This window comes from Bacillus cereus (genome assembly GCF_002567495.1).
Taxonomy (GTDB): Bacteria; Bacillota; Bacilli; order Bacillales; family Bacillaceae_G; genus Bacillus_A; species Bacillus_A cereus_AQ.
The window spans coordinates 68,218-82,453 of record NZ_NVAP01000026.1 but is presented as its reverse complement, the minus strand read 5'-3'; the positions used below and the strand labels follow the sequence as shown (position 1 = coordinate 82,453).

Below are 14,236 nucleotides of genomic sequence, written 5' to 3'. Positions count from 1 at the left end.
CTTTTTCATATCCGGCAGATCGAATTTTTACACCTTTTTTAAATCTCCTAGACATATCTCTTTGCGCTGACTTTTTCCTTTTCAAAAGTTTTTTAACCTTAGCATCTTTGTTTATATTTCGTTCTTTCATACCATTAGAAGCTACAAAAAGCTCTTTTAAACCAACATCCACACCAATCGACTCATCGGTTAGTTCTTGGGATTCAAAATCTTCTTGGAACCCTACACTCATCCACCAGTGACGACCATCAAAGGTAACTCTTGGATTGGATGGTTTTTTATTTCTTGGTAGTTGTTGGCTTGTTTTCACTTTTCCAATAGACTGAATATGAACTACTTTCTTTCCTATAATTAGTCTTTCATAATTGGCATAAAATCCTTGGATTACATCTTTTTTGGATTTATAAGAAGTGTGATAACCATTTTTGTACGTTTTGAACGAATTTTTTCTCGCTGTATCAAAATCTTTTGAAGCCTGTTTAGGAACTTGTGCGTTGATGTCATTTAACCACTCATATCTCTTTCGCTTCTTGATCTTTGTAAATCGTTTCTGTAAAGCTAACTGTGAAACAGATTTTCCAAATAGCTTATAGTATCTATCACTCATTCTTTTACAATAGTTATAAGCAAATCTTGTAGCACCAGCATGGTTTCTAAGCACTTGTTCTTGTTCAGGCGTTGGGATTAGTCTAACTTTCTTCGCCAATATCATCAGAAGTCTACTCCTTTACTGTGCGATTATTCAGGCACTCACCTTTCAGATAATGAAAGATTTGTTCTTCTGAATAGTAGCGTGTTCCACCAGCATTCTCCTGAGACTACTCGGATGCAAACCTGTTAATTCTGATACTTGACTAACTCGTAAAAATTTCATTATTATTCTTACCTCATTGAGTCTAACGTAGCACGTACGTTCGATGTATTCAATGAGGTTTGATAGATTTAATTAAATTTATCTCGTTCAACTAAGGGCGCAATTCCTTAGCCAGTTCTCTTATGAACTTCTCATGTTTTCACATGAGCGCAGACTATATGTTTATCTCTTTAGAGATAGAGGATTTTTCCATCACCATAGGCTTGTGATGTACTCTCGTCAGTTACACGAGATAGTCGTTGAACGTTCATCTTATCCATTTTGACTTAGATGATTCGAGGCGGAAGACCCATTGTTCTNNACATTCACGCTCGCTATTTCTAGCCACGTTGTAGTTCAATCAGCTTTAGGGATTGCCCGCAGTTAACCCTCACTACTAGCCAATCACTTGACTAGCAGGGCTTACTGATATATTTAATTAACTTTAGTTATAATTGGTTAAATAAATCGTAACAGTTAGTTACCCTCTTTTCTCTCATTTACATTACTTATATAGTGTACCAAAATTTAAAAAACTCAAAAAGGATATTGCTTTATAGTAAAAATAGGATATTTTCAGATAACCGACATAATTCTTTCAAAATATACACACACCTTTGTAACAAGTCCCCTCTATCTTAAACGTTTTTTCACTATAAACTGATTGTAGATAATGTAAAAAAGGAGTGAATATTTATTATGTCCGACGTTCTGTTACTAAGTCGTTTTCAATTTGCAATTACTATTTTTTATCACTTTTTATTTGTACCTTTGACAATCGGACTTGTCATTTTAGTAGCATGTATGGAAACTCAATACGCCCGCACATTGAATCCAACATACCGCAAAATGGCAAATTTCTGGGGTAAATTATTTACAATTAACTTCGTAATGGGGATTATAACCGGGATTACGATGGAATTCCAATTTGGAACAAACTGGTCTGAGTACTCCAAGTATATGGGAGATATTTTCGGATCACCTCTCGCAATCGAAGCACTCGTTGCTTTCTTCTTAGAATCTACTTTCATGGGAATATGGTTGTTCGGTAAAGACAAAATTTCACCAAAGTTCCGTGCCTTCTGTATGTGGATGGTTGCACTTGGAACAAATATTTCCGCTCTTTGGATTATTACAGCAAACGGATTTATGCAAAACCCTGTTGGCTATGTAGTACGTAACGGCCGCGCTGAATTAAATGATTTCTGGGCACTTGTTACAAATCCATATGCTTGGAATATGTTCTTCCATACTGTAATTGGTTGTTATATCGTAGGCGCTTTCTTCGTTATGGCAATTAGTGCTTATCACTTATTGCGTAAAAATGAAGTGGAATTCTTCAAAAAATCATTTAAGTTTGGTTTAATGTTAGGCTTATTCGCCGCAACAATTACACCGTTTATGGGACATCAATCTGGTGTATCAGCAGCTAAATATCAACCAGCAAAAGGAGCTGCGATGGAAGCAGTTTGGGAAACTGGAAAAGGACAAGGCTTCTCAATTGTTCAAATTCCTGATGTAAAAAACGAGAAGAACTTTGAATTCCTTACGATTCCGAAACTAGGAAGCTTCTTCTACACAAACTCATTTGATGGCGAAATCGTTGGTTTAAAAGACATTCCAAAAGATGAACGTCCAAATGTTAACCTCGTGTATTATAGCTTCCGCTTAATGGTTGCACTTGGTATATTCTTTATGGCACTAACTTGGTATGGCTTCTATTTAAACAGAAAAGGTAAACTAGAAAACTCAAAACGCTATTTAAAAATTACAATATGGTCTGTCTTACTTCCATACATTGCGATTAATGCCGGCTGGATTGTCGCTGAAGTAGGTCGTCAACCATGGACAGTATATAAACTAATGCGTACAGCAGAATCTGTGTCACCTATATCCGTTCCACAAATTTGGTTCTCATTAATTAGTTTAATCTTGTTCTACACTTTACTTTTAATTGCAGACGTATACTTAATGCTGAAGTTTGCGAAAAAAGGGCCTGCAGCGTTAGAAGAACCCGCTACTGAGGGAGGTGTGGCTCATGTCTCATGATATGCTTGCAATCATCTGGTTCGGTTTATGGGGCGTGATTTGGACGGTGTACTTTATTCTTGATGGGTATGCACTTGGTAACGGAATGATTTTCCCTTTCGTTACGAAAGATCGACAAGAACGAAACCAATTACAAGAAGCAATTGGCCCGTTCTGGGGTGGTAATGAAGTATGGTTAATTACAGCTGGTGGTGCAACATTTGCTGCCTTCCCAGTCACATATGCAAATATGTTTAGTTATCTATATACACCGTTATTCTTAGTATTACTTGCACTATTTGCTCGTGCCGCTGGACTTGAATTCATGCATAAAGATGATTCACCAATTTGGCAAAAGACTTGTAAATGGGCATTTGCAATTGGGAGTTTCTTAATTGCTTTCCTATTCGGTGTTACGTTCGCTAACTTGTATTACGGACTACAAATCGGAAAAGATGGCTATGAAGGCAATTTGCTTAGCTTATTAAATCATTACGGTATATTAGGTGGTCTTTTCTTCACTGCTATCTTCGTCGTATCTGGTGCCCTTTGGGTCATGATTAAAACGACTGGTGAAGTATCCGATCGTGCTTATAAAATTGCAAGACCGTTTTCAATGGCAACTGCTATCATTTTAGCTATTTTCTACGTAGCAACTGCTAATCGTACAAACTTATTCCAAAACTTTACGGAATATCCGGTACTATTCATTCTTCCAGTGCTTGCAATGTTAATGAGTGTACTCGCACTTATTATGGTGTACAAACATAAAATTGGCCTTGCATTCACATTCGTTTGCCTAACAATCGCAATGTTTATGACAACTGGCTTTGCAGGTATGTTCCCAAGAATGTTACCATCTCGTATTAATGATGCGTACAGTACAACGTTATACAACGCAGCTGGTAGCCAATTAAACTTAAAAATTATGTTCTTCGTTGCAATGGTCATGGTACCAATCGTTATTGGATATCAACTTTGGAGCTACAGTCTCTTTAAAAATAAAATTCATAAAGACTCTGCTAAAGGGTATCACTAAAATAAAAAAAGACACTTCGGTTGAAGTGTCTTTTTCATGTATGATTTTCGATAAAGTGAAACTTTAATCCGTGGGGGCACCCCTACGGATTATTAGTTGAACCAATCGGGCATTTACGGGCAGTTAATCTTCCTCTTAACCTCTTTACTACAGCTGACTCTTGAAGTGGGAGTCTTACTGCCCGTTAATGCGGGATAAGATGTTATATTTCCAATCTAACAACTATAATACAGAAGAATCATTAACAGCTCACAGCTAAAGTGTAACATGCAACAAACATGTCACTTTATGCAATTTTGCATTTTAAAATTATAACGTTGATTGAATAACTTGATCATACACATCATTATCCCTTACATCCGCTGTACTAATCCCGCTAAACGTTTGTACTTTCATTCCTGTATTTGATGATCCCGATCCATTATAAGCTTTCGTCTTTTCAATCGGCTGTACGTTATATTTATCACCTAAATTAATCGTTCCATTGCAGTTTTCAATAATAACACCTTCCACAACTGCCGGCATTTTGTCACCCACTTTCATTGCTTTACTTTTATTTTATGAAAATCGCCTAGAAAAATAGCATGTCTCAATACGAAAAAGCACTCAAATTGAGTGCTTTTTCTCTAAGCATGAAGGCAAGTTTGGAGACAGTTGACTTCTTCAAAATTTTATTAGGGGTAATATTTTGAAAAAGAAAGCCTTTCATATGTAGGTTAACACCACTGGAATATATAGTAAATTGATAATATTTATACGGAAGATTGCTAATGTTTAGTATAGATAGTTTCTACTATGTTAACAGTGGAAACTATCTATACTAATAACAAAAAGGTGCCCTCAAAAAGGACACCTTTCATAAACAGACACTATAAAACAGAATTATTTATTGTTATACGATTGTTAGATACAAAAAGTAGAGGGAAATGTTTGTATTAAATTCTGCTTTATAGCGTACATCCATATTTCATATTTTAATCCTCTTTCATCCAAAATGGACATAATATGCAAAATTACATACAAAACAGAAAAAGGCACTCTACCGAGTGCCTTTTCAACCATTTTACTTTTAATATATCGCTTTGAATATATTGTAACATATGTATCCATATATTTTATTGAGAAAATTCAAAATCCTTTTTCTTTCATTTTCATACATAAAATCATGTAATATAAAAGGTATGTCAAATTCTTATACAAGTTGAGGTGTACTATATTTATGCTGTATTTTGGAATTATTCCTCTTATATTGTTTATTATTTTTCTTATCTCGTATTTAAAAGATGCTCGAAAAATAATAAACGGCTTTTTATTTAATGCCTTTATCTGTTTTTTCCTACTTTTTTGTGTGATTATATCTGTGAATTCAAGTAGTGATGTCCTACGCTATATTATAATTTTACCTATTTTAGCACTTCTCATTATGCTTCCTTTCGGTATTATCGCTTTAATGTTTGGATTATTTCTTAATGCAAGAATTTTAATGAAGCGAGAAGGAAGACGGTTCACTAACTGTTTAACACTTCTTGCTGCTTTAGGGATGTTATTCTTTATGTTACTCCCTATCATAAATCCAGCAAGTTTGGTCTCATCACATTTAGAGCCTATTTTTGCAGGTATTTCTCTTATAAGCGTATATTTCTTTATACACTTATCTAACTTCTTAAGCGCATATTTTTTATACCAATTCAACAGACCAAGACGTAATCAGGATTTCATTATCGTTCTTGGTAGTGGCTTAATTAATGATAAAGTACCACCTTTACTTGCAAGCCGCATTAATAAAGCTATCGACTTCTATTGGAAACAAGCAGCTGTGAATACACCACCAACAATTATTTTCTCTGGTGGCCAAGGTCCAGATGAAGGCCTTCCAGAAGCGGAAGCAATGCAAAATTATGCTGTTGAAAAAGGAATTCCTCTTGAACATACAGTGCAAGAAAATCGCTCTGTAAACACATATCAAAACATGTTGTTCTCTAAAGAAATTATGGATTCTTTAAAACCTGAAGGTAAGTATAGAAGTATTTTTACAACGAATAATTTCCACCTTTTCCGCGCTGGTATATACGCAAGACAAGCTGGCCTTAATAGCCAAGGAATCGGATCAAAAACAGCCTTTTATTACTGGCCTAATGCAATGATTCGCGAATATGTCGCAATTGTCGTTATGGGACGTAAACGCCATATGAAAATATGTGGAACTATTTTAGGTTTCTCTTTATTCCTAACAGTCATTAGTTTTATTGTTTCTTAATAGCTATCAAATAAAAAGTCCTCTGAATGCAGGGGACTTTTTTATATCTTTCAGTTTATCAAATTTAAATAAGTAGCATAACAGCATACAACACATTAATTATTCCAGAAACCAATCCAATAATAGCAAATATTTTACTCGTACCCGTCACTTTTTTGTTTAAACCTAATATAGAAAACACGATAGCTACACTACCAATAAGCCCCCATAAATTAATAAACCAAGATATTAATCCAGTAATGAAACCGACTAAAGAAAAAACTTCTATACTACTATTAGAACTGCTATTTGGAAAACTTCCCTCTACTGTTTTATAGCTAAGACTCTCCCCGCACTGCCCGCAAAACTTGTTGCTATCGTTCGTTTCATTTCCACATTTCGTACAGTATCCCACAGAATCCCCTCCCTAAAATCAATGCCCCAAATGTATATGTCCATACTATTCATTCTACTTTTTCATATCAAAATTATGACCACTCTCTAATCTTCTACAGTTGTATGTAAAATAGTAATATGGTGATAATATTCCCTGCATACATCCATTAAAGGAGAATTTTTTCAAATTAAATGTTAAAATAAAATTTAGGTGTGAATTATGGAACAAACAAGAAACTAGGTTGAAACGAGGAAATTACATGGAGAAAATTATCAAAAACAAGCCCAATAAGCTAAAAATTGCTTCCAAAGCTTTGATGATTATTATTGGGGCATTTATCACAGCATACGGATTAGAAGCAGTATTAATTCCAAATAACGTATCAGACGGTGGTGTGACTGGTTTAAGTATCGTTAGTTCAAGATTATTTGGATTGCCATTAGGAGCTCTAATCGCGGTTATTAACATTCCTTTCGTTTGGTTAGGATATAAGCAGATCGGTAAAAGCTTTGCAATTTATTCTATTATCGGGATTGCTTCATTAGCAATAGGTACTGTTGTTATGCACGGAATACCAGCTATTATTGAAGGCGATACATTATTAGTTACAGTTGTTGGTGGTATTATCATCGGTTTTGGTATGGGACTAGCATTACGTAACGGCGGAGCATTAGATGGAATCGATATGCTAGCTGTATTACTTTCTCGTAAGTTACCTTTCGGAACGAGTGACCTTATTTTATTCTTAAACATGTTCGTATTTATTTTCGTATCAACAGTATTCGGTCTTCAAGGAGCTATCCTTTCGGCAATTGCTTACTTTATCGCTTCGAAAGTGATTCATATCGTTGAAGTTGGTTTAAGTGGTTCGAAAGCATTTAAAATTATCACAAAAGAGCCTGAATTAATGGTAGAAACAATTCGCGATCGTTTAGGACGAAGTGCAACATATAACGAAGTATATGGTGGTTATTCAAGAGAGAAGTTTAAAGAAATTTCTTGCGTAATTAACCGTTTAGAAGAAAGTAAAATGAAAGAACTTATTAACGAAATCGATCCACATGCCTTTATTACAGTTTATGACGTAGCAGAAGTAAAAGGCGGTAATTTCAAGAAACGTGATATTCATTAATACTTAAGAAAAACGAGGGTGTGCCGACAATTTGGCACACTCTCTTCTTATTATTAAATAGTTATCGTTGTCAGTTTCTTGCAGTAAGTAGATATATTTTTACTCGCCCCACCGACTCCCACGTTTAATCCACGCTACATACTTTTGAAAAGCCGTCACTTCATGTTGAAAACGTAGCGGAATATACAAAAATAGAGTGCATGTACACAGTATCCATAGAATACCTACTACAAAGTGAAATTTCATCGTCGTGCTAATAAACAAGCTGAGAATAATACAAGGAACATAATTACACTAAATCTTTTATACATAGTCATACTATCCCCTCCTTATACTTCAATTGTACCAGTTATAGGGAATTAATTTTCATAATAAAAAAAGACCAAAAAGCAACTTACACTTTTCGGTCTCTCTACTATCTTCTCTTCGTAATTTTCCCTGAACCACCAACCCTCGTTTTCGGGGGCGATGTATTCTTTGGCGGAGTTTTTATAGATGATTTCGGCTTCACATCTGATCCGCTTGAACCACCTGGTGTTTTTGTAATTGTACCTTTGCTTCCAGTAGAAGGTGGAGGCGTATTACTTCCTTTTTCAGTAATACTTCCCTTATCACCTACTGATGATTTCGAATCTACATTATCGCCTCGCTTAATGATAGATCCTTTCCCTTCCTTCGTAATTGGAGGCGGGGTTTTCTTTTCTTCTTTCGTAGGTGGTCTTTCTGGAATAACTGGTTTATGGTCTTGTCTGTCGTTATATCCTCGATAATCACCAGGCGATGATTTTCTTGAACCGAATATATCGTTTAATATGCTACCCATAATATATCCTTGTAAGAAGGACGGTTGGTAATTTTGACGGACAAATTCTTCATTACTTACTTCAATTAACGTATCGGATGGTTTCTCTTTATCCTTTTGCAGGTTATACATTTTATCTGAATAAACGAGAAACATTTGATTTTCGTCTTCTTTAGATGCTTGTTTCGGTTTCCTTTCGGCTATAAGTTCCTTCGCGACTTCAGGAACTGACCGATTGGCGGCCCTATACACGTAAGATTCTTGTTTACCTTCCTTGGCAACAGATTCAAGTGGATAACGGTCTTGAATCGACTTTGTCTGCCCGCCTTGACAACCTGATAAGGCATAACCAGCAACAACAAGTAATATAACGATAGCAAGTATAGGGATCACAAACGATTTAATCATGGTAAACAATCGGTTTGACATGATTACCCTCCCCTTACGTTGCTCTTATAATTTGTACATCAGCAGGAATGATTGCTTCTCCCTCATACATCATTGTGCGACCATTTTGCCATTCAATACGCAATAACTTTCGATTATCTGATTGGAATTCCCATACATACTGTTCCTCTGAAGCAGAGAATGGAGTTTTCCCCATAACAACAACACGTCCGTTATATTGTTCTTCCATATGGTACTCGGTATCATCCATTTCAATCGTCGTCGGAATTTCATCAATTGAATCTAAACGACCATCAATTGGTGTATATAATTTGTAATACGTATTTTCACGATCTTCAATTTTCAAATAACGCATATCTTTTCCGTCTTGCAATGTCAAAACAATTTCCTTGCGCGAATGCATACTTGTTTTCCCAATTAATTCATACATAACTAATGAAACTTCAATCATATCGCCAGGAGCTAACGTTAAAAGACTCTTTTCTGGCTTCGGTGGCTCTGGGCTTTTCATTATATTTTTAATTCGTTTAAATAAACTCATGATCTATCCCTCCTTTTCTCTTTATAAACAAGCACCTAAAATAAGTGCACCAACAATATGTAATGATCCAGCTAGCATCGCATGCGCAACACTGCCTTCTTTCGTACCTTCTTCTAAATCAAGACCAGCCATTTTCTTTAATACGAATTCGATAAACATTTCTACAACTAATAAAATAACGAAAGAAACTGCTGAAGCAAGAAGCGCCTGCCATAAGTCATTTGCTTTCGTTATTGATTGAGATAAAATGTACCCTTGTGCAAATAATTTCATAATAAAACGAGTTGTTACAGCTGTATTCCCATTTTTGATTTCTTTTAAATCATTGTATTTTGTAAAAATTGAATCAACCCACATAATTGCAAATAAAAGTACTGCACTCGCTCCAGTCCATACAAGCATGGCTAATACATTTGTCCATGTCATTGCAAAACCTCCTCTGAATATAAAGTGAAACTTTAATCAGTGGGGCGATGTTCATTCCCCGCTGATTATTAGCCCCCACCAATCGGGCATTTACGGGCAGTAGATCTCCCCCCACCTCTCTACTTTCACAAAAAGTAGAGGTGGGTGTCTTACTGCCCGCAAATAGCGGGGTAATAGAAAACCGACATGAATATATTTAGACATGTCGGTTCATTTGTCTCTATTCTATATTATTTCTCATACTGCTTCATAATACGAGCTAATTCATCGTCAACAGCAGAATTTTTGTTTAAGCTTGCGAATTCATCATCTAATGATTTTTCTTTCTTATAAACTTCACCGCTTGCTTCTGCTTCAGCCTCTAATTGAAGAGCTTTCTCTTCCATACGGCTTAAACCAGCTTTTGCTGAATTTGAATCAAATCCAGACATCGCCTGATTAATATTTTTCTGTGCTTTCGCTGCATTTACACGTGCTACAAGTGTTTCACGTTTATTTTTCAGCTCTGTTAATTGCTTGCGCATTTCTTCTAGCTTAAGACGCAGATTATCAGCAGCAGCTTTATTTTGCTCGTAGCTTGCTTTATACTCATTCATCTTTTGCTCTGCATTTTGTTTTTCTTCTAATGCACGGCGCGCAAGATCTAAGTTATTAGCTTGAACAGCCATATGAGCTTGCTCTTCACGCTTTTTCACAAGTGCTTCTTGCTCTTCAAATAATAATTTGAACTTCTTCTCAAGCGCGATTTGAGCTGCTACACTTTTCTCAGCTTCTTGTACATCGGCTTGCATATCGCGTAAATATTGATCAGTCATCTTAACTGGATCTTCCGCTTTTTCAATTAACGAATACACATTTGACATTGTTAAATCTCTTAATCGTTTAAATACAGACATTCTAATTCCTCCTATGGCTTACCTCATATTTCAAATTCACTACTTGGAAAACTTAAAAATCTCCCTTTACAGTAAAGAATATTCATTTTTACAGCCTATGTGTTTATTATAACAAAACTAAGATGCCCTTACATGTTATTTCCAAAATACAGCCAATATAATATGACATTCTAGATACAATATTGTATTCCTACTATATTCTCATTAACCCTCTTTAGAATTGACTTATTTTTACATACTTTCACTAAATTACATTATTGTAATGTTACTGTAAGCTAACGCGATAGTTGCATTACAATATTTCTTATACACTAATACCAGAAGCAACAAACGAACTTCTCATAATTTCAGAACTAATACAAAAACTGTATTTACTATAGAACATATAAAAAGGAGAAATCATCATGAAAAAATTAGTAAGCATCGGATTAGCGGCAGCAATTTCACTTGGAGCATTATCAGGTTGTTCTTTATTAGGAGAAAAAGCGAATGGTTTCGTATTGTACGGATCAGAAGAACAAGTTCAGCAGATTACAGATAAGAATAAAAAAGAAGTGAAAGAAAAAGACTTCTTTAAAATGAAAATGACAACACTAGAAGGAAAAAAAGTTCTTGTAATGGATAAGAAAACTGGTGATGCACTGGTGAAGAAAGAGTTACTTAGCAAAGTTGCTAAAAACGATGACACAAAGCCACTTGATAAATTACCAGCTGTAACAGCAGAGCAAGGCGTATTATTTGCTAAAGAAAAAGTAGAAAATGCTACACTTGATGGTGCAAAATTAAAGTATGAAGGCAATACAATTATCGGAAGTGGCCGTGCATATGCAGACATGTTCGCAATTGTTGATGATACAACTTACGGAAATGTAAAAGGTGATGAAAAATCTGTAGGTGTACTAAAATTCGATAAGGACCCGAGTAAAGAATTCCCTGGTTATAACGGCGTAGAAGCTTCTCAACTTGTAAAAATTAAAAAGTAAAACAAAAAAAGCTTTGCGAAATTTCGCAAAGCTTTTTTCTATTTGTGAGCAATTTGCTCCATATCCGGACTACAAGTTTGTGACTGACATGACTTATTTAAAGAACATGCGGCGCATTTTCCTTTTTTACTTCTCTTTACAAAATTAAATAACGTATATGCTGCATAACCAAAAATGATAGCTCCAATTATAATATTGACCATCATTATACATCTCCTTCTAGAATCCGAGTAAAGATCCAATTTGGTATATAATAAGCGTTAATACATAAGCAACAACGAGTGGATAAACGACTGAGAAAATCGTCCATTTCGTTGATCCTGTTTCACGTTTAATAACAGCTACTGTCGCTAAACATGGAACATATAATAAAATAAAGAACATAAATGCATAAGCCGATAATGCTGTATAATGTGCTCCCATTACATTTCCAAGCACATCTTCTTTCACCGCATAAATAATTGCCATTGTAGAAACGACAACTTCTTTTGCTAAAAATCCTGTTAAAAGAGATGCGGCAGCCTGCCATGTCTCAAAGCCGAGCGGTGCAAATAATGGTGCAATAAATCCACCAATCATAGCTAAATAGCTGTCTCCCATATCAACACCAAATCCTGATGGGCCTGCATAATTTAATAGCCAAATGACAACCGAACCACCGAAGATGAATGTACCAGCTTTACGAACAAATCCTTTTCCCTTCTCCCACGTGCTCAGCCATAATGTTTTTGCTTGTGGCACACGGTACGGCGGTAATTCAATGACAAAAATAGATTTTTCCGCTTTCAAAATCGTAAGAGACATAATCTTTGTAACTAATAACGCAAGGACAATCCCTGCCACATATAAAGAGAATACAACAGTTGCCTGACTATGCGGGAAGAAAACGCCTGCAAATAATGCATATACAGGTAAGCGTGCTGAACAAGACATAAATGGTGTTACTAAAATTGTAAGTAAACGTTCTTTCTCCTGTTCAATCGTTCTCGCAGCCATAATACCTGGAACGTTACATCCAAAACCGATAATCATCGGAATAAAGGCTTTTCCGTTTAAACCGAAGAACTCCATAATTCTATCCATAACAACTGCAATTCGCGCCATATATCCTGAGTCTTCTAATAATGAAATGAAAAAGAATAGTGCAAAGATTTGTGGAACGAATACTAACACAGCACCAACACCGGCAATAATCCCTTCCGTAACAAGCGCTTGAATAAAATCAGAAGCTCCAACACTTGCGAGTCCAGCCGTCACCCAATCCGTAAGCTGTCCACCAAAAAAACCATCTAACATATCCGATAAAGGTGTCCCAATCCACGTAAACGTAACCTGAAAAATAAAAAACATAACTGCTAAAAAGATTGGAAGTCCTAAAACTTTATGTGTAATTAATCTATCAATTTTTTCCGAAAAAGGAATTTTTCCTTCTTTCTCATGCTTCATAACATTTGTTTTTAACTTTTCAATATACGCTTCACGAGTTTTGTAAATATGTTCCTCCAACGTACAATCAAGTTTGCCTTCTAAGCGAGATCGAATGGCTATGAGTTCCTTATAAATTGGTAATGCTTTCATTTCTTTTTCTACTACTTCGTTATTACTTAAAAATTGAAGGGCTAACCATCTTGGATGCTCATAATTCGCTGTCTCTAAAAGAGCTATTACCTCCCCAATCCCTTCATCCATTTGTACACCATATGAAATAACGAATGGGGTTTTCTCGTTTTTGTCAATTTCTTTAAGAGTCGCAAGTAGTTCTTCACAGCCTTTTCCGCTTCTTGCAACGACAGGTACGACTGTTACACCTAATAATTCTGATAACCGTTTTACATTAATGACAATTCCTCTTTGCTTCGCCACATCAACCATATTTAAACCAATTGAAACTGGCTTACCAAATTCAAGTAATTGCAACGTTAAATGCATATTTCGTTCAAACTGCGAGGAATCCACAATATTTAACATATGCTGAAATTCTTCTGTTAATAGAAAGTTTGTTACAACACCTTCATCACGCGAAACTGGATTTAAATCATAAACACCTGGTAAATCAATTAATGTTCCTTGTCTATCTTTTAATTTACCAACCTTCTTTTCTACTGTTACACCGCTCCAGTTTCCTACATACTCATAAGATCCAGTAAGTGCATTAAATAACGATGTCTTCCCTGTATTCGGATTCCCTAGCAAAGCAACCTTATTCACGCTAATTCCACCTTTATCATTTTCGCGTCACAATGACGAATACTAATTAACTGTCCACGACACTCCAATGTACAAGGACCTTTAAACATCGCTTTCTGTTTCAGGCGAAGTTCGCTTCCTTCCGCAAGACCGAAAGCAGCTAGTCTACGTTTTAATAGCTGATCTAAAGACTGAATACTTTTTACTAACACTTTCTCTCCAATTTTAATATCTACTAAACTCATAACCTTCCCCCTCAGAAGAGAATGATAATTATTTTCAAAAAAATTATACCACACTCAAATTCT

General features: G+C 35.6%; 15 protein-coding genes and 1 pseudogene. 5 read left to right on the top strand and 11 right to left on the bottom strand.

The window, feature by feature from the left end; all coding sequences use genetic code 11:
* Positions 1 to 712: RNA-guided endonuclease InsQ/TnpB family protein (locus tag COK05_RS12645; RefSeq protein ID WP_141539067.1), on the bottom strand; the 712-nt coding region annotated here is incomplete at its 3' end.
* 840 nt (positions 713 to 1,552) lie between these two features.
* On the opposite strand from COK05_RS12645, the gene cydA reads away from it, so the two are divergent.
* Together cydA and cydB are read left to right on the top strand one after the other, a co-directional pair.
* Positions 1,553 to 2,902 carry a cytochrome ubiquinol oxidase subunit I gene (cydA, locus tag COK05_RS12640; RefSeq protein WP_098612851.1) on the top strand — a complete coding sequence of 450 codons (1,350 nt, stop codon included), beginning with the start codon at positions 1,553 to 1,555 and terminating at the stop codon, positions 2,900 to 2,902.
* On the top strand, positions 2,892 to 3,920 hold the full coding sequence (gene cydB, locus COK05_RS12635) for a cytochrome d ubiquinol oxidase subunit II (protein WP_098612850.1): 1,029 nt from the start codon (positions 2,892 to 2,894) through the stop codon (positions 3,918 to 3,920). Before cydA ends, cydB begins: the two co-directional genes overlap by 11 nt.
* 309 nt (positions 3,921 to 4,229) lie before the next feature.
* On the opposite strand, the gene COK05_RS12630 is transcribed toward cydB, so the two are convergent.
* Positions 4,230 to 4,463 (bottom strand): spore germination protein, encoded by a 234-nt coding sequence (locus tag COK05_RS12630; protein ID WP_141539066.1) that lies wholly within the window; start codon positions 4,461 to 4,463, stop codon positions 4,230 to 4,232.
* 676 nt (positions 4,464 to 5,139) lie between these two features.
* Here COK05_RS12630 and COK05_RS12625 point away from each other — a divergent pair.
* A complete protein-coding gene (locus COK05_RS12625) occupies positions 5,140 to 6,177 on the top strand; it encodes a YdcF family protein (RefSeq protein WP_098612848.1) in 1,038 nt (345 codons plus the stop codon).
* 64 nt (positions 6,178 to 6,241) lie between these two features.
* Here the strand turns inward: COK05_RS12625 and COK05_RS12620 are convergent, their stop codons facing one another.
* The gene (locus COK05_RS12620) at positions 6,242 to 6,571 is read right to left on the bottom strand and encodes a zinc ribbon domain-containing protein (protein WP_098612847.1); all 330 of its coding nucleotides are present in this window, start codon (positions 6,569 to 6,571) and stop codon (positions 6,242 to 6,244) included.
* Between the two features lie 241 nt (positions 6,572 to 6,812).
* Here COK05_RS12620 and COK05_RS12615 point away from each other — a divergent pair, with 241 nt between their 5' ends.
* On the top strand, positions 6,813 to 7,685 hold the full coding sequence (locus tag COK05_RS12615; protein WP_000411240.1) for a YitT family protein: 873 nt from the start codon (positions 6,813 to 6,815) through the stop codon (positions 7,683 to 7,685).
* A gap of 99 nt (positions 7,686 to 7,784) precedes the next feature.
* Here the strand turns inward: COK05_RS12615 and COK05_RS12610 are convergent.
* From COK05_RS12610 to COK05_RS12590, 5 genes and pseudogenes are all read right to left on the bottom strand, one after another.
* A pseudogene (locus COK05_RS12610) lies at positions 7,785 to 8,002 on the bottom strand (hypothetical protein).
* A 98-nt stretch (positions 8,003 to 8,100) separates the two neighbouring features.
* A complete protein-coding gene (locus tag COK05_RS12605; RefSeq protein ID WP_098612846.1) occupies positions 8,101 to 8,916 on the bottom strand; it encodes a DUF4247 domain-containing protein in 816 nt (271 codons plus the stop codon).
* Positions 8,917 to 8,929: 13 nt separating this feature from the next.
* Positions 8,930 to 9,436: a DUF4178 domain-containing protein gene (locus COK05_RS12600; RefSeq protein WP_098612845.1), complete on the bottom strand. Its 507-nt coding sequence runs from the start codon at positions 9,434 to 9,436 to the stop codon at positions 8,930 to 8,932.
* A gap of 21 nt (positions 9,437 to 9,457) precedes the next feature.
* Positions 9,458 to 9,862, bottom strand: coding sequence for a DUF350 domain-containing protein (locus tag COK05_RS12595; protein WP_098361120.1), 405 nt, complete (start codon positions 9,860 to 9,862; stop codon positions 9,458 to 9,460).
* 230 nt (positions 9,863 to 10,092) lie between these two features.
* Positions 10,093 to 10,758 carry a PspA/IM30 family protein gene (locus tag COK05_RS12590; RefSeq protein WP_098612844.1) on the bottom strand — a complete coding sequence of 222 codons (666 nt, stop codon included), beginning with the start codon at positions 10,756 to 10,758 and terminating at the stop codon, positions 10,093 to 10,095.
* A 404-nt stretch (positions 10,759 to 11,162) separates the two neighbouring features.
* On the opposite strand from COK05_RS12590, the gene COK05_RS12585 reads away from it, so the two are divergent.
* Positions 11,163 to 11,741, top strand: coding sequence for a lipoprotein BA_5634 family protein (locus COK05_RS12585; RefSeq protein WP_098612843.1), 579 nt, complete (start codon positions 11,163 to 11,165; stop codon positions 11,739 to 11,741).
* A gap of 38 nt (positions 11,742 to 11,779) precedes the next feature.
* Here COK05_RS12585 and COK05_RS12580 read toward each other — a convergent pair whose 3' ends face one another.
* The 3 genes from COK05_RS12580 to COK05_RS12570 are packed head-to-tail and all read right to left on the bottom strand — an operon-like array spanning position 11,780 to position 14,173.
* Positions 11,780 to 11,947, bottom strand: a complete 168-nt coding sequence (locus tag COK05_RS12580; RefSeq protein ID WP_098612842.1) for a FeoB-associated Cys-rich membrane protein — start codon at positions 11,945 to 11,947, stop codon at positions 11,780 to 11,782.
* Between the two features lie 13 nt (positions 11,948 to 11,960).
* On the bottom strand, positions 11,961 to 13,949 hold the full coding sequence (gene feoB / locus COK05_RS12575) for a ferrous iron transport protein B (protein WP_098612841.1): 1,989 nt from the start codon (positions 13,947 to 13,949) through the stop codon (positions 11,961 to 11,963).
* Entirely contained in the window at positions 13,946 to 14,173 is a 228-nt protein-coding gene (locus COK05_RS12570; RefSeq protein WP_000060512.1) for a FeoA family protein, read from the bottom strand. Before COK05_RS12570 ends, feoB begins: the two co-directional genes overlap by 4 nt.
* Positions 14,174 to 14,236: the final 63 nt, after the last annotated feature.